The sequence below is a fragment of the Streptomyces sp. NPDC051684 genome (genome assembly GCF_044453445.1).
Lineage (GTDB): Bacteria > Actinomycetota > Actinomycetes > Streptomycetales > Streptomycetaceae > Streptomyces.
Map to the genome: position 1 here is coordinate 250,173 of NZ_JBITCS010000003.1, position 18,118 is coordinate 268,290.

Genomic DNA, 18,118 nt, shown 5'->3' on the forward strand with positions numbered 1-18,118 from the left:
CCAACGTCTTACGTCGAGGTCTTACTTCTTGGACGGGGACTTCGGCCGCTGCGGGCCGCCCTTGCGCTGCCCGGACTTGGCCTTGCTGCGCTGCTGCGAGCCGCCCGCGGGCTTGGCACCGCCGACCTGCTTGGCCTTGGACTGCGGCTTCGCATCCTGCGGCTCGTCCTGCTTCTCCAGCGAGGTCTTCTCCGAGGGGGAGTCGTCCTTCGCCGCGCCCTGGGCCGTCGAGCCACCGGACTGGCGCTGCGACTTGGACTGGCGCTTGGGCTGCTGGCGCTTCGGGGTGCCCTTCGGCAGGCCGTCCTCGTCCAGCTCTTCCGCGGCGGAGCCCTTGGCCACGGTGCCGTCGGCCTGCGCCGCGAGACCGGCCTTGCTCAGTCCGTTGATGAACTTGCGCTCGTACTCGTTGCGGTCACGGCCCTTGGCGACGATCGCCTTGACGATGTTCCGCTCACGCTTGTTCCGCGTGGCGCTGTGCTCGACGACGTGCTTCTGCAGACCCTCGAGCATCTTGGACTGGGCCTTGGAACCCGGAGTGGGGTTCCGGTTGATCACGTACATCTGCTGGCACATGGTCCACACGTTGGTGGTCAGCCAGTAGACGAGGACACCGACGGGGAAGTTGATGCCCATGAAGAGGAAGATCAGCGGGAAGACGTACATCAGCATCTTCTGCTGCTGCATGAACGGCGTCTTCACCGTCAGGTCGACGTTCTTCGTCATCAGCTGGCGCTGCGTGTAGAACTGCGACGCCGACATCATGATGATCATGATCGCGGTGACCACGCGGACATCGGTCAGCGAGGCGCCCATGGCCTGGACCTCGGCGGCGCTGTCCGTGAACTTGGCGGCCAGCGGGGCACCGAAGATGTGCGCCTTCTGGGCGCTGTCCAGGAGGTTCTGGTTGATCACGCCGATCGTGTTGCCCTCGGCGATGGCCGCGAGCACGTGGTACAGGGCGAAGAAGAACGGCGACTGCACGAGAATCGGAAGGCACGAGGAGAGCGGGTTGGTACCCGTCTCCTTGTACAGCTTCATCATCTCTTCGGACTGACGCTGCTTGTCGTTCTTGTAGCGCTCCTGGATCGCCTTCATCTGAGGCTGGAGCAGCTGCATGTTCCGGGTCGACTTGATCTGCTTCACGAAGAGCGGGATCAGGCAGATCCGGATCAGGACCACCAGGGACACGATCGACAGGCCCCAGGCCCAGCCGGTATCAGGGCCGAAGATCGCCCCGTAGACCGTGTGGAACTGGACGATGACCCACGACACCGGGGTCGTGAGGAACGCGAAAACGCCTGATACAGCGTTGACGATATCGGAAATCATGTCCCTGATCAGGCTCCTTGGGCGTTGGGCGAAGTCGCTCCGGACTCATTGTCCTGTGCAGAGGGGCTGTCGCCCTCAACGGCGGGGGTCGTTTTTTTGTCCCCGCGCCATGCCTCGCGCAGCATCTCGTGCCAGCGCGGACGCTTGCGTGGCGGAACATAGTCGACACCGCCCAGCGACCACGGATTGCACCGAAGGATGCGCCAGGCGGTGAGTGCTGTTCCCTTGACTGCCCCGTGCCGGTCGATGGCGGTGAAGCCATAGTGGGAGCACGACGGGTAGTACTTGCACACCGGACCCAGCAATGGACTGATGGTCCACTGGTAGATCTTGATCAAGGCCAGCAGTGGGTACTTCATCGCGCGCCCCCTCCCAGCAGCCGCTGGAGGGCGGCATCCAGGTCTCGGGCCAGCTGTGCGTGGGTCGCGTCGCCCGCTCCGGGCAACGCGCGTACGACTACCAGGCTACCTGGGGGCAACGAAGCCACCCGGTCCCGCATGAGGTGCCGAAGCCTGCGCTTCACCGCGTTCCGTACGACGGCACCACCCACGGCCTTGCTCACGACGAAACCCGCACGCGGCGGGGAGAGAGTCTCCCTGGGCGCGTGCGGGTCCGTTGAACCGCTACGTAGGTGAACGACGAGAAGCGGGCGTCCGGCCCGACGTCCCCGGCGTACCGCGGTCGCGAAGTCTTCGCGCCGCCTCAGCCGATACTCGGTAGGCAGCACGTCATGACCTGATTACGAGATCAGGCGGACAGGCTGGCGCGACCCTTGCCACGACGGCTGGCGAGAATCGCACGACCGGCGCGGGTCCGCATGCGAAGGCGGAAGCCGTGGGTCTTGGCACGACGACGGTTGTTCGGCTGGAAGGTGCGCTTGCTCACTCGGGGGCTCCTGAAAAACGTGTGGTGGCGGGACATCGCCTGGCTGTCACCGTGCGCCCACGAGTAGCTCGCGAATACGCCCGAGTGCACCGCTACACGGCCCGCAAGAACTGTGGATCGTGACCTTGCCCATCGGAGGCAGGCGGCAGCAGCCATCGACAACTCGACCTGGTTACGGTACGCGCGGCTACGCCATCCGGTCAAACCGACGTCATGCGGGGGACACTGTCCACAGGCTGGGGACAACAACTTGAACCGCAGCGGTCGCGCTGACTACCGTGGCTGAACTCCGATTCGTTCCCTTCTCACCGCACCACCCGATTTTCTTCCCGATCCGTCCCAGGAATCACACGTTCGTGGGACCAGCGAGAGAGCGTGCCCTGTGGCTGACGTACCTGCCGATCTTGCCGCAGTGTGGCCACGAGTTCTGGAGCAACTCCTCGGGGAAGGCCGCGGGCAGGGCGTCGAGACGAAGGACGAGCACTGGATCCGGCGCTGCCAGCCGTTGGCACTGGTCGCCGACACCGCACTGCTCGCCGTGCCGAACGAATTCGCCAAGGGCGTACTCGAGGGCCGGCTGGCCCCGGTCGTCAGCGAGACCCTCAGCCGCGAGTGCGGCCGCCCCATCCGGATCGCGATCACCGTCGACGACTCCGTGGGCGAGCCGCCCGCCGCTGCACCCGCTCCCGCTCCCGCGCCAGCGCCCGCGCCCGCACCCGCGCCCCCGCCCGCGTACGAGGGCTACGAGCGCCGTGGCGCCGACGAGCACGGCCAGGGCCCGCGAGCAGAACAGCCTCCGGCGCCCCGCCCCGACCCGCTTCCGACCGCCCGGCCCGCCTACCCGGACTACCAGCGCCCCGAGCCGGGCGCCTGGCCGCGTCCGCAGCAGGACGAGTACAACAACTGGCAGCAGCCCCGGCTCGGCTTCCCGGAGCGGGACCCGTACGCGACGCCCAGCCAGCCGCCGCAGCACGACTACCGGCAGCAGGAGCGGTCGCCCTACGACCAGCAGCAGCCGTCGTACGAGCAGGAGCGCGGCCGCTACGACCAGCAGGAGCGCCCCCCGTACGAGCAGAAGGGGGACGGGCGTCCCTCCTATGAGGACCGCCCCTCTTACGAAGACCGTTCCTCCTACGACGACCGCTCTTCTTACGAAGAGCGACCCTATGAAGACCGTTCCTACGAGGACCGCTCTTCTTATGAAGAGCGGTCGTCCTATGAGGAGCGCGGTTCCTACGAGCCTTCGCGCGAGCGGCCGCAGCGCCGGGAGCCCGGCAAGCCCACGATGGGCAGACGGCCACCCCAGGACGGCGGCCACGGTCCCGGCGGGCCCGGCAACCGTGGCGTGCCCAGCGGGGCCCCGGGCCCCCTGGCGGCGCAGCCCGCGCCGGCGACCGGCCCCGGCGAGCCGACGGCACGCCTGAACCCCAAGTACCTCTTCGACACGTTCGTCATCGGCGCGTCGAACCGCTTCGCGCACGCGGCCGCGGTCGCCGTCGCCGAAGCACCCGCCAAGGCGTACAACCCCCTCTTCATCTACGGGGAGTCGGGCCTCGGCAAGACGCACCTGCTGCACGCCATCGGGCACTACGCGCGCAGCCTCTACCCGGGCACGCGCGTGCGCTACGTGAGCTCCGAGGAGTTCACCAACGAGTTCATCAACTCGATCCGCGACGGCAAGGGCGACTCCTTCCGCAAGCGGTACCGCGAGATGGACATCCTGCTCGTCGACGACATCCAGTTCCTCGCGGACAAGGAGTCGACGCAGGAGGAGTTCTTCCACACCTTCAACACGCTCCACAACGCGAACAAGCAGATCGTGCTGTCCAGCGACCGGCCGCCCAAGCAGCTGGTGACCCTGGAGGACCGGCTGCGCAACCGGTTCGAGTGGGGCCTGATCACGGACGTCCAGCCGCCCGAGCTGGAGACCCGTATCGCGATCCTTCGTAAGAAGGCGGTGCAGGAGCAGCTCAACGCGCCTCCGGAGGTGCTCGAGTTCATCGCGTCCCGCATCTCGCGCAACATCCGGGAGCTGGAAGGGGCGTTGATCCGCGTCACCGCGTTCGCGTCGCTCAACAGACAGCCGGTGGACCTGGGGCTCACGGAGATCGTCCTCAAGGACCTCATCCCCGGCGGCGAGGACGCGGCCCCCGAGATCACGGCTTCGGCGATCATGGCGGCGACCGCGGACTACTTCGGGCTCACCGTGGAGGACCTCTGCGGATCCTCGCGCAGCCGCGTTCTGGTGACGGCCCGGCAGATCGCGATGTACCTGTGCCGTGAGCTGACCGACCTCTCGCTGCCGAAGATCGGCGCTCAGTTCGGCGGCCGCGACCACACGACCGTCATGCACGCGGACCGCAAGATCCGCGCGCTGATGGCCGAGCGGCGCTCCATCTACAACCAGGTCACCGAGCTCACCAACCGCATCAAGAACGGCTGACAGCACGTCGGTTACGACCCGCAGGGCGCTTCGGGAACGACTCCCGGAGCGCCCTTTTCGCGTCTGTGGGCACGCTCGACGCCGTCCCCGTCGCCGGCTCGAGGACACCGCACGCTCAACCGGTGTTCTATTCCCGGCCGCGTTACGGGTGTTCTCCACAGATCAGCCCAGTTTTTGCGATCCACACCCTGGGGACTGGGAAGTTGTCCAGACTGCATCCACAGCACGCCGGAGTGACAGGACATCAGGCCAGGTCAGAGGGCTGTGGATTCGTGGAAAAGTGCTCTCCACAGCCTGTGGAGAGATTTTTTCTCCACAGGCTGTGCATGACGTTGTCCACTGCCGACCCACAGGCTCGCGTCTGTTGTGCACAGCGATCGCCAGCTTCTCCACACGGCTGTCCACTGTTCGGCAACGCAACGCGCCATCTCACCTCCGCGAGTGAAAGGCGTCACACCAAGGTGGTCGGTTGGGCTGGGGAGAACCGGGGTAAAGCTGGGGACAGCGCTGGGGAGAAGTCGCCCAAGGCTGTGCATCGAGTGTGCAGAACTTTCCGCCGTCCACAGCGAGCGCCGGTTGTCCACCGCCCCGGCCCACAGCCCCGGTGGACAAAAAACCGCCTCTGACCTGCGCTTTAGAGGTTATCCACGCTTTCCACAGCCCCTACTACTACGTCCAACTAGTAAGAGCTGGGAATTCGTTTCGAAGACTGGGCTGTGCACAACTCGCTCCCGGCACCTCCGCCTCGGTTCGGCGCGACTTGACCGAGGCAGGCAACGACTGTCAGTGCGGTGCGTCAGACTGTTCCCCGGTGTTCTCCCCATCGGTGGGCCGAGCGACACCACGTCTGCCGATGCAGACGGCAGACCGAAGACCAAGCAGGGCGAGAGCAGCCAGCAACAGCAGGAGGCGGCTTAAGTGAAGATCCGGGTGGAACGCGACGTACTCGCGGAGGCGGTGGCCTGGGCGGCGCGCAGCCTTCCGGCACGACCGCCTGCGCCCGTCCTCGCGGGCCTTCTGCTGAAGGCCGAGGAGGGCGCACTCAGCCTGTCGAGCTTCGACTACGAGGTCTCGGCGCGCGTCTCCGTGGACGCGGAGATCGACGAGGAGGGCACGGTGCTCGTCTCCGGTCGCCTGCTCGCCGACATCTGCCGCGCTCTGCCCAACCGTCCGGTGGAGATCTCCACAGACGGTGTACGAGCGACCGTTGTCTGCGGCTCCTCGCGATTCACACTCCACACGCTTCCTGTGGAGGAGTACCCGGCGCTGCCGCAGATGCCGACCGCCACGGGCACCGTCCCGGGTGAGGTCTTCGCGGCCGCCGCCTCCCAGGTGGCCATCGCGGCCGGCCGTGACGACACGCTGCCTGTCCTCACCGGTGTGCGCATCGAGATCGAGGGCGACACGGTGACGCTGGCGTCCACCGACCGCTACCGCTTCGCCGTCCGCGAGTTCCTGTGGAAGCCGGAGGACCCGGAGGCCTCCGCGGTCGCCCTGGTACCCGCCAAGACGCTCCTGGACACCGCCAAGGCGCTCACGAGCGGTGACACCGTCACGCTGGCGCTCGCCGGCTCCGGCGCGGGCGAGGGCCTCATCGGCTTCGAGGGCGCGGGCCGCCGCACCACGACCCGGCTCCTCGAGGGCGACCTGCCGAAGTACCGCACGCTGTTCCCGACGGAGTTCAACTCCGTGGCCGTCATCGAGACCGCCCCCTTCGTGGAGGCCGTCAAGCGTGTGGCCCTCGTCGCCGAGCGCAACACTCCGGTGCGGCTCAGCTTCGAGCAGGGCGTGCTCATCCTGGAGGCCGGCTCCAGTGACGACGCACAGGCTGTGGAAAGGGTGGACGCCAACCTGGAGGGCGACGACATCTCGATCGCCTTCAACCCGACCTTCTTGCTCGACGGCCTGAGCGCGATCGACTCCCCGGTCGCCCAGCTGTCGTTCACGACGTCCACCAAGCCCGCGCTGCTCTCCGGCAAGCCGGCCGTGGACGCCGAGGCGGACGACGCGTACAAGTACCTGATCATGCCGGTGCGGCTCTCCGGCTGAGGTCCTTGAGGGCAGGCCGCTCGGGTTCGCCTGAGCGGCTATGCCCACAGGTGTGCGGGAGCGTCCGGGTTTAGGCTCGGACGCGGATACGGGACGCCACGCGCGCGTGCTTCTCGTACCGCCCCCGCACCACCTCACGCTCGTCGCAACGTAAGGAACCACTGATGGAGCTCGGTCTCGTCGGCCTCGGCAAGATGGGCGGCAACATGCGCGAGCGCATCCGCCGCGCAGGCCACACCGTCTTCGGCTACGACCGCAACCCGGACCTCGCGGACGTCCACAGCCTCGAGGAGCTTGTGGGCAAGCTGAAGGGCCCGCGTGTGGTGTGGGTGATGGTCCCGGCCGGCGCCGCGACCCAGTCCACGATCGACGAGCTCGGCGAGCTGCTCTCCGAGGGCGACATCGTCGTCGACGGCGGCAACTCGCGCTGGACGGACGACGAGAAGCACGCGGAGGAGCTGGCGGCCAAGGGCATCGGCTTCGTCGACGCGGGCGTCTCCGGCGGCGTCTGGGGCCTGGAGAACGGCTACGCCCTGATGGTCGGTGGCTCCGAGGAGAACGTCGCGAAGGTCAAGCCGGTCTTCGACGCGCTCAAGCCCGAGGGCGACTTCGGCTACGTGCACGCCGGCAAGGTCGGCGCCGGGCACTTCTCCAAGATGGTCCACAACGGCATCGAGTACGCCATGATGCAGGCCTACGCCGAGGGCTGGGAGCTCCTGGAGAAGGTCGACTCCGTGGACAACGTCCGGGAGGTCTTCCGCTCCTGGCAGGAGGGCACGGTCATCCGCTCCTGGCTGCTCGACCTCGCCGTCAACGCCCTCGACGAGGACACCCACCTCGACAAGCTGCGCGGCTTCGCCGCCGACTCGGGCGAGGGCCGCTGGACCGTGGAAGCGGCCATCGACAACGCCGTCCCGCTGCCCGCGATCACCGCGTCGCTGTTCGCCCGCTTCTCCTCCCGCCAGGAGGACTCGCCGCAGATGAAGATGATCGCGGCGCTGCGCAACCAGTTCGGCGGCCACGCCGTCGAGAAGAAGTAATCCACACCCTGTCGAAGCACCTGTAGAAAACCGCTGTTCAGAACTCTGGGGGAGGTCGGCCCACGACCATGCACGTCACGCATCTGTCGCTGGCCGACTTCCGCTCGTACGCCCGGGCCGAGGTCGCACTCGACCCGGGCGTCACCGCGTTCGTGGGCCCGAACGGACAGGGCAAGACGAACATCGTCGAGGCCGTCGGCTACCTCGCCACACTCGGCAGCCACCGCGTATCCTCCGACGCCCCGCTGGTGCGCATGGGCGCCGAGCGCGCCGTGATCCGCGCACAGGTACGGCAGGGCGAGCGCCAGCAGCTCGTCGAGCTGGAACTGAACCCCGGCAAGGCCAACCGCGCCAGGATCAACAGGTCCTCGCAGGTCAAGCCCCGTGACGTGCTGGGGATCGTCCGGACGGTGCTGTTCGCGCCCGAGGACCTCGCCCTGGTGAAGGGCGACCCCGGCGAGCGCCGGCGCTTCCTCGACGAGCTGATCACCGCGCGCTCGCCCCGGATGGCGGGCGTGCGCTCCGATTACGACCGTGTCCTGAAGCAGCGCAACACGCTCCTGAAGACCGCGGCGCTCGCGCGGCGGCACGGCGGGCGCTCCATGGACCTGTCCACGCTCGACGTCTGGGACCAGCACATCGCGCGCGCGGGCGCGGAGCTGCTCGCGCAGCGGCTCGACCTGATCGCGACGCTGCAGCCGCTGGCCGACAAGGCGTACGAGCAGCTGGCGCCGAGCGGCGGGCCGATCGCCCTGGAGTACAAGCCCTCGTCCCCCGAAATCGTCGGGCACGCGCGCGAGGAGCTCTACGAGCAGCTCATGGCCGCCCTTGAGGGGGCGCGCAAGCAGGAGATCGAGCGGGGCGTCACCCTGGTCGGCCCGCACCGCGACGAACTGCTCCTCAAGCTCGGCCAGCTGCCCGCCAAGGGCTACGCCAGCCACGGCGAGTCCTGGTCGTACGCGCTGGCGCTGCGCCTGGCCTCGTACGACCTGCTGAAGGCGGAGGGGAACGAGCCGGTGCTCGTCCTCGACGACGTCTTCGCGGAGCTGGACGTGCGCCGCAGGGAGCGTCTCGCGGAGCTCGTGGCGCCCGGTGAGCAGGTTCTGGTCACGGCCGCCGTCGACGACGACGTACCGGGCATCCTGGCGGGCACCCGCTACGCGGTGTCGGACGGAACGGTGGAGCGGCTGTGAGCGCCGGCGAATCCCCCGAAGGTGCGAAAGGCCCGCGGGAACCAAAAGGCGATCCCGAGCCTTCTGGTGTCGACCTGGCACGCGTCGCCCTGCGGGCGGCGAAGGAGGCGGCACGCGCGCGTGGTGAGACCGCGCAGCAGAAGAAGCAGGCGCGGCGCGGCGGCGGACTGCGGTCCGGGGCGCGCTCGGACGGGCGGGACCCGATGGGCCTCGGACCCGCCATCAACCGGCTGATCACCGAGCGCGGCTGGGAGACGCCGGCCGCGGTCGGCGGCGTCATGGGGCGCTGGCCGCAGATCGTCGGCGAGGACCTCGCCAAGCACTGCGTTCCGCAGAAGTACGACGAGGACGAGCGGGTCCTGGTGGTGCAGTGCGATTCGACGGCCTGGGCGACGCAGGTGCGGATGCTGGCTCCGCAGCTGGTCAGGCGCTTGAACGAGGATCTCGGGCACGGCGCCGTGCGGCGCATCGACATCAAGAATCCCGGCGGCGGCCCGCGCCGCTACGGCCCCTTGCGAGCCCCCGGAAGCACGGGTCCCGGCGACACCTACGGGTGAGCGATCGGCCGCCGTAGCTGGTGGTTCACACCCCGAAGCGCTGAGTGCCGCTGTGAGCCTCTTGGAGCCCCGCTCCGCATAGGGGGAGTCGGCCGAGACCGGTTGAGGGCGGCACATGCGGACTCAGGCGCCGCCAAACCCCCATCTATGTCCGAGCTACCGGTACACTGGGAGACAATCCCGCCCCACTTGTGGGACGCACCGAGCAACGCTGATCAGGGCTTACCGAACAAACACGCCGCAGCCGCTCCGGCCACCAACCGGGAGCTTGGCTTGTGCTGTGCCAGAAAGGGCGCTTCGTGGCCGATTCCGGCAACCCCAACGAGAACATCCCGTCCACCGACGCCGAAGAGCACGTCGAGGCCACAGAGGCCTCGTACGACGCCAGTGCGATCACCGTCCTCGAAGGGCTGGACGCGGTCCGCAAGCGACCCGGCATGTACATCGGCTCGACCGGTGAGCGTGGCCTTCACCACATGGTGCAGGAGGTCGTGGACAACTCCGTCGACGAGGCCCTGGCAGGTCACGCGGACACGATCGACGTCACGATCCTGCCCGACGGCGGCGTCCGCGTCGTCGACAACGGCCGTGGCATCCCCGTGGGCATCATCCCCTCCGAGGGCAAGCCCGCCGTCGAGGTCGTGCTCACCGTCCTGCACGCGGGCGGCAAGTTCGGAGGCGGTGGCTACGCCGTCTCCGGTGGTCTGCACGGCGTGGGCGTCTCCGTCGTCAACGCGCTGTCCACGAAGGTCTCGGTCGAGATCAAGACCGAGGGCCACCGCTGGACGCAGGAGTACAAGGCCGGCGTCCCGACGGCCCCGCTCGCCAAGCACGAGGCCACGGACGAGACCGGCACCTCGGTCACGTTCTGGGCCGACGGCGACATCTTCGAGACCACCGAGTACTCCTTCGAGACGCTGTCGCGGCGCTTCCAGGAGATGGCCTTCCTCAACAAGGGCCTGAGGATCAACCTCACGGACGAGCGCGACATCGCGAAGGCCACGGCCGGCGCGGACACGAACGAGGCGGGCGACGACACCGCCTTCGAGCCGCGTTCGGTGTCGTACCACTACGAAGGCGGCATCGTCGACTTCGTGAAGTACCTCAACTCCCGCAAGGGAGAGGTCGTCCACCCCTCCGTGATCGACATCGAGGCCGAGGACAAGGACAAGCTCCTTTCCATCGAGGTCGCGATGCAGTGGAACACCAGCTACAGCGAGGGCGTCTACTCCTTCGCCAACGTGATCCACACGCACGAGGGCGGCACCCACGAGGAGGGCTTCCGCGCCGCGATGACCGGTCTCATCAACCGGTACGCGCGCGACAAGAAGCTGCTGCGCGAGAAGGACGACAACCTCACGGGCGACGACATCCGCGAGGGTCTGACGGCGATCATCTCGATCAAGCTGAGCGAGCCGCAGTTCGAGGGCCAGACCAAGACCAAGCTGGGCAACACCGAGGCGAAGACCTTCGTCCAGAAGGTCGTCTACGAGCACCTCCAGGACTGGCTCGACCGCAACCCCGTCGAGGCCACGGACATCATCCGCAAGGCCATCCAGGCGGCCACCGCGCGCGTGGCGGCCCGCAAGGCCCGTGACCTGACCCGTCGCAAGGGCCTCCTGGAGACCGCGTCCCTGCCGGGCAAGCTCTCCGACTGCCAGTCGAACGACCCCACCAAGTGCGAGATCTTCATCGTCGAGGGTGATTCCGCCGGCGGCTCGGCCAAGTCCGGCCGTGACCCGATGTACCAGGCCATCCTGCCCATCCGAGGCAAGATCCTGAACGTCGAGAAGGCGCGCATCGACAAGATCCTGCACAACCAGGAGATCCAGGCGCTGATCTCGGCCTTCGGCACCGGAGTCCACGAGGACTTCGACATCGAGAAGCTCCGCTATCACAAGATCATCCTGATGGCGGACGCCGACGTCGACGGCCAGCACATCAACACCCTGCTGCTGACCTTCCTGTTCCGCTTCATGCGGCCGCTGGTCGAGGCGGGCCACGTGTTCCTGTCCCGCCCGCCGCTCTACAAGATCAAGTGGGGCCGTGACGACTTCGAGTACGCGTACTCGGACCGTGAGCGCGACGCCCTGATCGAAATGGGCCGGCAGGCCGGTAAGCGCATCAAGGACGACTCGGTCCAGCGCTTCAAGGGTCTCGGCGAGATGAACGCCGAGGAGCTGCGCGTCACGACCATGGACCAGGAGCACCGCGTGCTCGGCCAGGTCACGCTCGACGACGCCGCCCAGGCCGACGACCTGTTCTCGGTCCTCATGGGCGAGGACGTCGAGGCCCGGCGCTCGTTCATCCAGCGCAACGCCAAGGACGTCCGCTTCCTCGACATCTGAGTCGGTCTCAGCTGACCGCGCAGAAAGGATCTTGACCAGCAATGGCCGACGAGAACACCCCCACGCCGCCGCCTGAAGAGAACGTGGACGGCAGCGCCATCGCGATGCGCATCGAGCCCGTAGGGCTCGAGACGGAGATGCAGCGCTCCTACCTGGACTACGCGATGTCCGTCATCGTGTCCCGCGCGCTGCCCGACGTACGAGACGGCCTCAAGCCCGTCCACCGCCGCGTCCTGTACGCCATGTACGACGGCGGCTACCGGCCCGAGAAGGGCTTCTACAAGTGCGCCCGCGTCGTCGGCGACGTCATGGGCAACTACCACCCGCACGGCGACTCCTCGATCTACGACGCCCTGGTGCGCCTCGCCCAGCCGTGGTCGATGCGCATGCCGCTGGTGGATTCCAACGGAAACTTCGGTTCCCCGGGCAACGACCCCGCGGCCGCCATGCGCTACACCGAGTGCAAGATGGCGCCGCTGTCCATGGAGATGGTCCGTGACATCGACGAGGAGACCGTCGACTTCACGGACAACTACGACGGCCGCTCCCAGGAGCCCACCGTCCTGCCGGCGCGCTTCCCGAACCTGCTGGTCAACGGTTCGGCGGGCATCGCGGTCGGCATGGCCACCAACATCCCGCCGCACAACCTGCGCGAGGTGGCGGCCGGCGCCCAGTGGTACCTGGAGAACCCGGAGGCCTCGCACGAGGACCTCCTGGAAGCCCTCATCGAGCGCATCAAGGGCCCCGACTTCCCGAGCGGCGCCCTCGTCGTGGGCCGCAAGGGCATCGAGGAGGCGTACCGCACGGGCCGCGGCTCCATCACGATGCGCGCGGTCGTCGCAGTCGAGGAGATCCAGAACCGCCAGTGCCTGGTCGTCACCGAGCTGCCCTACCAGGTCAACCCGGACAACCTCGCCCAGAAGATCGCCGACCTCGTGAAGGACGGCAAGGTCGGCGGCATCGCGGACGTCCGCGACGAGACGTCGTCCCGTACGGGACAGCGCCTGGTCATCGTCCTGAAGCGGGACGCCGTCGCCAAGGTCGTGCTGAACAACCTGTACAAGCACACCGACCTGCAGACGAACTTCGGCGCCAACATGCTGGCACTGGTCGACGGCGTGCCGCGCACGCTGTCCCTCGACGCGTTCATCCGCCACTGGGTGACGCACCAGATCGAGGTCATCGTCCGCCGCACGAAGTTCCGCCTGCGCAAGGCCGAGGAGCGCGCACACATCCTGCGTGGCCTCCTGAAGGCCCTGGACGCCATCGACGAGGTCATCGCGCTCATCCGGCGCAGTGAGACCGTCGACGTCGCGCGCGGGGGCCTCATGGAGCTCCTGTCGATCGACGAGATCCAGGCGAACGCCATCCTCGAGATGCAGCTGCGCCGACTGGCCGCCCTGGAGCGCCAGAAGATCGTCCAGGAGCACGACGAGCTCCAGCAGAAGATCAACGAGTACAACGCGATCCTGGCCTCCCCCGAGCGGCAGCGCCAGATCGTCAGCTCGGAGCTGCAGCAGATCGTCGACAAGTTCGGCGACGACCGCCGCACCAAGCTGGTGCCCTTCGAAGGCGACATGTCCATCGAGGACCTGATCGCCGAAGAGGACATCGTCGTCACCATCACGCGCGGCGGCTACGTCAAGCGCACCAAGACCGACGATTACCGCTCCCAGAAGCGCGGCGGCAAGGGCGTACGCGGCACGAAGCTCAAGGAAGACGACATCGTCGACCACTTCTTCGTGTCGACGACGCACCACTGGCTGCTCTTCTTCACCAACAAGGGACGCGTCTACCGCGCGAAGGCGTACGAACTCCCGGACGCCGGGCGTGACGCGCGCGGTCAGCACGTCGCGAACCTGCTCGCCTTCCAGCCGGACGAGTCGATCGCCGAGATCCTCGCGATCCGCGACTACGAAGCGGTGCCCTACCTGGTGCTCGCCACGAAGGCCGGTCTCGTCAAGAAGACGCCGCTGAAGGACTACGACTCGCCGCGCTCCGGTGGCGTCATCGCCATCAACCTCCGCGAGAAGGCGGACGGTTCGGACGACGAGCTGATCGGTGCCGAGCTGGTGTCCGCCGAGGACGACCTGCTGCTCATCAGTAAGAAGGCGCAGTCCATCCGGTTCACCGCCACGGACGAAGCACTGCGTCCGATGGGGCGTGCCACGTCCGGCGTCAAGGGCATGAGCTTCCGCGAGGAGGACGAGCTGCTCTCGATGAATGTCGTGCGTGCCGGTACGTTCGTCTTCACCGCCACCGACGGTGGGTACGCGAAGCGGACCAACGTCGACGAGTACCGCGTCCAGGGTCGCGGCGGCCTCGGTATCAAGGCCGCCAGGATCGTGGAGGACCGCGGCGAGCTGGTCGGCGCGCTGGTGACCGAGGAGACCGACGAGATCCTCGCCATCACGCTGTCCGGCGGTGTGATTCGTACGCGAGTCAACGAGGTCAGGGAGACGGGCCGTGACACCATGGGCGTCCAACTGATCAACCTGGGCAAGCGCGATGCCGTCGTCGGCATCGCTCGTAACGCCGAGGCCGGCCGTGAGGCGGAGGAAGTCGACGGCGACGTCCCGCAGGACGCGGACGGTGCCGACATCGACGATTCCACCGCGGGTGAGACGGCCGTCGGAACGGACGAGGGCGGACAGTCCTCGGCCGAGTAGCGCGAGGAGTGAGTCATCGTGAGCGGAGCCACGGGCGCAGGCTCTACCGGGACATCCACCGGTACGGAAACCGAGAGCGGCCGTGGCTCCGCTCACGACGTCGATGACGTCAAAGGCTCAACCGACTCGACCGACTCGAACGAGTCTCATGGATCCCAGGGGGGAACTGTGACGGACACCCGAGGTCCGCAGACCCAGCAGTACTCGTCCGGTGGCGGCAGCGGTGCCCTGCCGGGCGAGCGCCCGCAGCAGCCGGCCCAGCCGTATCACCCGCCGCAGGCGTACCAGAACTCACCGGACGGGGCCCGCAGGCCGCGCACCGGGGCGCGCACCACCCCGCGTACGCGCAAGGCCCGGCTGCGGGTCGCCAAGGCGGACCCGTGGTCGGTGATGAAGGTCAGCTTCCTGCTGTCCATCGCGCTCGGCATCTGCACGATCATCGCGGCCGCCGTGCTGTGGATGGTCATGGACGCCATGGGGGTCTTCTCCACGGTCGGCGGCACGATCTCCGAGGCCACGGGCTCGAACGAGTCCAACGGCTTCGACCTGCAGTCGTTCCTTTCGCTGCCGCGCGTCCTGATGTTCACGACGGTCATCGCCGTCATCGACGTCGTCCTGGCCACGGCCCTGGCGACGCTCGGCGCGTTCATCTACAACCTCTCCGCGGGCTTCGTCGGCGGTGTCGAGCTCACGCTCGCCGAGGACGAGTGACCGTTCCCCCGGCTTCCTGAGGCCTGAAAGACCCGCTGGTGGACGGGCCAGGACTATCGATTTTGGGACTGGCCCCCCAGTGCGCTAATCTTCAGGAGTCAGCGCGCGGGACACACACCGCAGAGCGCGGCGGGGCTATAGCTCAGTTGGTTAGAGCGCATCCCTGATAAGGATGAGGCCACAGGTTCAAATCCTGTTAGCCCCACATCATGAGGACCCTCAAGCGGAAACGCTTGGGGGTCTTCTGCTGTATGCGGGGCGGAGCCTGGGCGGAGATCGTGGGCGGACATGCCGATGGGCCCGCGCAGCCGTAGGGGATGGCTGGGGCCTCGTTCGACAGTCCTGCTGTTCTGTTGTGCGGTTCTGTCGTTGTGCGGTGCGTCTGTTGCGTCGGGTTCTGCCGCGTCGCTCCGCCGCGTCCGGGCGTAGCTGTCCGCCCGGTTGTTCCGTCTGTGCTGCTGTTCCGTCTGTACCGCTGCGCTTCTACGTCGACGTCTACGTCTGCTGCGTGGTGCGGGCTACAGCTGCGTGGTGAGGGACTCGGACGCCAGGTGGCTGTCGGCGTTGCGCTGTTCCGTGTCGGCCGGCGGGCGATGGCGGGCGCTGGGGGAGGAACCGTGGGCCTCGGCGCGGATGCGCTGCTTCATCGTCGGTGGCAGCGACCTCTTGAACGCCCAGTACGGGCGGACCGACGCGGGGGCGGGGGTGCTGACCGCCGCGGTCTGGGTCTTCTCCGGCTGCTGAGCGGGAGCTGACGGGGCGGCCGCGGTGGCCGGGGAGGTGAGTCCGAGCGCCGCGAACAGCGCGATGAATGCCGAGATGATGACGGTCCACACCGTCATGACCTTCTGCTTGGTCATGGCCCCTCATTTCAGGTTGGGCGATTTGCGTACTTTCCTCATGATGTGGATGGGGACCCGCCAGTGGGGGACCGACGCTCGCGGGGCGTCGATATTCAGATGAACACCACTCGGATGGGCGCAAAGGGCCGTTTCTACTGCTGTCCTCAGGGGCCGAGTTGAGGTGGATCCAGGTCACCGATCGGTATCGATCGGTGTGTATAGTCGGGCGCCAGAAGTCCCCTACGTCAAGGAAAGACGAGGTCGCGCGGTGAAGAAGCTTCTCCTGGTCGCACTGGCCGCCATCGGCGGGCTCCTCGTGTACCGCCAGATCCAGGCGGATCGCGCCGAGCAGGATCTGTGGACGGAGGCGACTGACTCCGTGCCCACGGGTTCGTGAGTATCGACAGCAGTCACTTCACAGGGCCCCGGTCGCAGCAGCGGCCGGGGCCCTGTGCTGTCCGGTCCGTGTTCACCTGTGCGATCGCGTGGCGGGAAACCGTCGCACGCCGGACACCGCACGGAGTGGAAAGGCAGGATGGCCGTCCATGGGGAGACTCCTGAGGCGGCTGAGGAAGGGGCGGCGCGGCCGGGGCCCGGCGAGGGGCGCTGCCGGGGCGGGCCTGTGCGCGGCGCTCGTGCTGGTGTTGGCGCTGCCCGGGGCGGCGTCGGCGACGGTGCCGGCGACGGGGAACGGAAATCCGTACGAGTTCGCCGAGGGCGCCCAGAGCGTCGACGGGGCGCGCAGTGGCGCCACGGCGGCGGAGCTCAAGACGGGGGCGACCTACCGGAGTTCACTCGCGGCGGCGGACGGCGCCACCGCCTACTACCGCGTCGAACTGGACGGGGCCGCCACCGCGTACGCCTCGGTCGTGGCCGTGCCTCCGCTGGGTTCGGCAGTGAAGGCGGCGGCCGCGGACGGCATCGCGGTGTCCCTGCGGGACGCCCAGGGCAATCAGTGCGACGCCGAACGTGCGACGTTCCGCTCCGGCCCCTATCCGCGGACGGTCGCGGCGGCGGTCGAGCGCTCCGTACGTCCCGGAGGGCTGCGATGCCAGTCGGCCGGGACGTACTACGTGGTCGTGGAGCGGACGGCGGCCGCCGGGTCGAGCGAACGGGACTGGGGACTCGAACTGCGGGTGGCCACCGAACCGGGCCTCGTGTCCACCGCCCCCGGGGCCGGCGCGCGGTCCTGGCCTTCGGAGCCGGCGGCGCTGCCCTCGGGGGCCGGCGCGCGGCGCAGCGGGGGCACCGGGTTCAACGATGCGCGAGCGCTGACGTCCGGCGCCTGGAAGGACCGGATCGGGCCCGGGCAGAGCCACTTCTACCGGGTGCCGGTGGACTGGGGGCAACAGCTCGCCATCGGAGCCGAGTTGGACGGCTCGACGGATGACAGAGCCCGGGGAACGGTCCAGGGGGCGCTCGACATGGAGCTGTACAACCCCGCGCGGGCGCCGGTGGCGACCAAGGGCGCCGCGTACCCGGGTGGCACGAAGCCGGCCGCGTTCGAGCCGCTGCCGCCCGTCGCGTACGGAAACCGTCTGCTGTCGCGCGGGGACGAGGCGGCGACGGGCCTCGCCGGCTGGTACTGGCTCAAGGTCACGCTCAACCCGGCGATGGCGCAGAAGACCGGTGCCGGGGGCCTCGGGATGACGTTGCGGGTGGCCGTCGACGGGGAGGCGAAGCAGGCGCCCGACTATGTGCGGGACCCGGGAGAGTTCCAAGTGACGTCCGAGGACCTGACGGCCGCCGAGCGGGGGGAAGGCGGGGCGGAATGGGACGTCGGGGCCGCCGGCTCGGAGGCGGGCTCCAGGTCGGCTTCGGGGTCGGGTTCCGGGGCCGGTGAGGGTTCTGGATCTTCTGGATCTGGTTCCGCGAGTGGGCGTGCTGGAGCTTCGGGAGGTGCGGAGGCCTCGTCTGCGGCGCCGTTGAGGGACGACCTGATGACGTTGGTGGGGGTGACCGGAGTCGGCACCGGGACCGCGCTGGTGCTGTGGCTGGTGCTGTGGCGGGTGGTCGCCGTACGGAAGGTGCGGCGCGCGCAGGGGTGAG

General features: G+C 68.1%; 15 protein-coding genes and 1 tRNA gene. 11 read left to right on the top strand and 5 right to left on the bottom strand.

Annotation, left to right across the window (positions count from 1 at the left end; translation table 11 throughout):
- Positions 1-21: 21 nt before the first annotated feature.
- The 4 genes from yidC to rpmH are packed head-to-tail and all read right to left on the bottom strand — an operon-like array spanning position 22 to position 2,217.
- The gene (yidC, locus tag ACIA8D_RS05400) at positions 22-1,332 is read right to left on the bottom strand and encodes a membrane protein insertase YidC (protein ID WP_399228885.1); all 1,311 of its coding nucleotides are present in this window, start codon (positions 1,330-1,332) and stop codon (positions 22-24) included.
- A gap of 8 nt (positions 1,333-1,340) precedes the next feature.
- Positions 1,341-1,691 carry a membrane protein insertion efficiency factor YidD gene (gene yidD, locus ACIA8D_RS05405; RefSeq protein ID WP_399228887.1) on the bottom strand — a complete coding sequence of 117 codons (351 nt, stop codon included), beginning with the start codon at positions 1,689-1,691 and terminating at the stop codon, positions 1,341-1,343.
- The gene (gene rnpA / locus ACIA8D_RS05410; RefSeq protein WP_385759066.1) at positions 1,688-2,059 is read right to left on the bottom strand and encodes a ribonuclease P protein component; all 372 of its coding nucleotides are present in this window, start codon (positions 2,057-2,059) and stop codon (positions 1,688-1,690) included. Before rnpA ends, yidD begins: the two co-directional genes overlap by 4 nt.
- A 20-nt stretch (positions 2,060-2,079) precedes the next feature.
- On the bottom strand, positions 2,080-2,217 hold the full coding sequence (gene rpmH, locus ACIA8D_RS05415; protein WP_010985740.1) for a 50S ribosomal protein L34: 138 nt from the start codon (positions 2,215-2,217) through the stop codon (positions 2,080-2,082).
- A gap of 382 nt (positions 2,218-2,599) precedes the next feature.
- Here rpmH and dnaA point away from each other — a divergent pair, with 382 nt between their 5' ends.
- From dnaA to ACIA8D_RS05460, 9 genes are all read left to right on the top strand, one after another.
- A complete protein-coding gene (gene dnaA / locus ACIA8D_RS05420; RefSeq protein WP_399228889.1) occupies positions 2,600-4,660 on the top strand; it encodes a chromosomal replication initiator protein DnaA in 2,061 nt (686 codons plus the stop codon).
- Positions 4,661-5,578: 918 nt separating this feature from the next.
- Positions 5,579-6,709 carry a DNA polymerase III subunit beta gene (dnaN, locus tag ACIA8D_RS05425; RefSeq protein ID WP_266711965.1) on the top strand — a complete coding sequence of 377 codons (1,131 nt, stop codon included), beginning with the start codon at positions 5,579-5,581 and terminating at the stop codon, positions 6,707-6,709.
- Positions 6,710-6,873: 164 nt separating this feature from the next.
- Positions 6,874-7,749, top strand: a complete 876-nt coding sequence (gnd, locus tag ACIA8D_RS05430; protein WP_399228891.1) for a phosphogluconate dehydrogenase (NAD(+)-dependent, decarboxylating) — start codon at positions 6,874-6,876, stop codon at positions 7,747-7,749.
- A gap of 68 nt (positions 7,750-7,817) precedes the next feature.
- Complete coding sequence (recF, locus tag ACIA8D_RS05435; protein ID WP_399228893.1) at positions 7,818-8,942, top strand: DNA replication/repair protein RecF; 1,125 nt, start codon at positions 7,818-7,820, stop codon at positions 8,940-8,942.
- On the top strand, positions 8,939-9,499 hold the full coding sequence (locus ACIA8D_RS05440) for a DUF721 domain-containing protein (protein WP_399228895.1): 561 nt from the start codon (positions 8,939-8,941) through the stop codon (positions 9,497-9,499). Before recF ends, ACIA8D_RS05440 begins: the two co-directional genes overlap by 4 nt.
- Before the next feature lie 299 nt (positions 9,500-9,798).
- Entirely contained in the window at positions 9,799-11,847 is a 2,049-nt protein-coding gene (gene gyrB, locus ACIA8D_RS05445; protein ID WP_399228897.1) for a DNA topoisomerase (ATP-hydrolyzing) subunit B, read from the top strand.
- A gap of 41 nt (positions 11,848-11,888) precedes the next feature.
- Positions 11,889-14,516: a DNA gyrase subunit A gene (gyrA, locus tag ACIA8D_RS05450; protein ID WP_399228900.1), complete on the top strand. Its 2,628-nt coding sequence runs from the start codon at positions 11,889-11,891 to the stop codon at positions 14,514-14,516.
- Between the two features lie 18 nt (positions 14,517-14,534).
- The gene (locus tag ACIA8D_RS05455) at positions 14,535-15,227 is read left to right on the top strand and encodes a DUF3566 domain-containing protein (RefSeq protein ID WP_399228901.1); all 693 of its coding nucleotides are present in this window, start codon (positions 14,535-14,537) and stop codon (positions 15,225-15,227) included.
- 131 nt (positions 15,228-15,358) lie between these two features.
- A tRNA-Ile gene (locus tag ACIA8D_RS05460) sits at positions 15,359-15,432 on the top strand.
- Positions 15,433-15,745: 313 nt separating this feature from the next.
- Here the strand turns inward: ACIA8D_RS05460 and ACIA8D_RS05465 are convergent.
- Complete coding sequence (locus ACIA8D_RS05465; RefSeq protein ID WP_399228903.1) at positions 15,746-16,087, bottom strand: DUF6344 domain-containing protein; 342 nt, start codon at positions 16,085-16,087, stop codon at positions 15,746-15,748.
- A gap of 250 nt (positions 16,088-16,337) precedes the next feature.
- On the opposite strand from ACIA8D_RS05465, the gene ACIA8D_RS05470 reads away from it, so the two are divergent.
- Both ACIA8D_RS05470 and ACIA8D_RS05475 read left to right on the top strand, forming a co-directional pair.
- Entirely contained in the window at positions 16,338-16,466 is a 129-nt protein-coding gene (locus ACIA8D_RS05470; RefSeq protein ID WP_003999697.1) for a DLW-39 family protein, read from the top strand.
- A 148-nt stretch (positions 16,467-16,614) separates the two neighbouring features.
- Complete coding sequence (locus tag ACIA8D_RS05475; RefSeq protein WP_399228904.1) at positions 16,615-18,117, top strand: hypothetical protein; 1,503 nt, start codon at positions 16,615-16,617, stop codon at positions 18,115-18,117.
- Position 18,118: the final 1 nt, after the last annotated feature.

Excerpts from the sequence above, each read along its gene's own strand:
- yidD (WP_399228887.1), bottom strand. The coding sequence starts at position 1,691 with ATGAAGTACCCACTGCTGGCCTTGATCAAGATCTACCAGTGGACCATC.
- ACIA8D_RS05475 (WP_399228904.1), top strand. The coding sequence starts at position 16,615 with ATGGGGAGACTCCTGAGGCGGCTGAGGAAGGGGCGGCGCGGCCGGGGC.
- gyrA (WP_399228900.1), top strand. The coding sequence starts at position 11,889 with ATGGCCGACGAGAACACCCCCACGCCGCCGCCTGAAGAGAACGTGGAC.
- yidC (WP_399228885.1), bottom strand. The coding sequence starts at position 1,332 with ATGATTTCCGATATCGTCAACGCTGTATCAGGCGTTTTCGCGTTCCTC.
- recF (WP_399228893.1), top strand. The coding sequence starts at position 7,818 with ATGCACGTCACGCATCTGTCGCTGGCCGACTTCCGCTCGTACGCCCGG.
- gnd (WP_399228891.1), top strand. The coding sequence starts at position 6,874 with ATGGAGCTCGGTCTCGTCGGCCTCGGCAAGATGGGCGGCAACATGCGC.
- ACIA8D_RS05465 (WP_399228903.1), bottom strand. The coding sequence starts at position 16,087 with ATGACCAAGCAGAAGGTCATGACGGTGTGGACCGTCATCATCTCGGCA.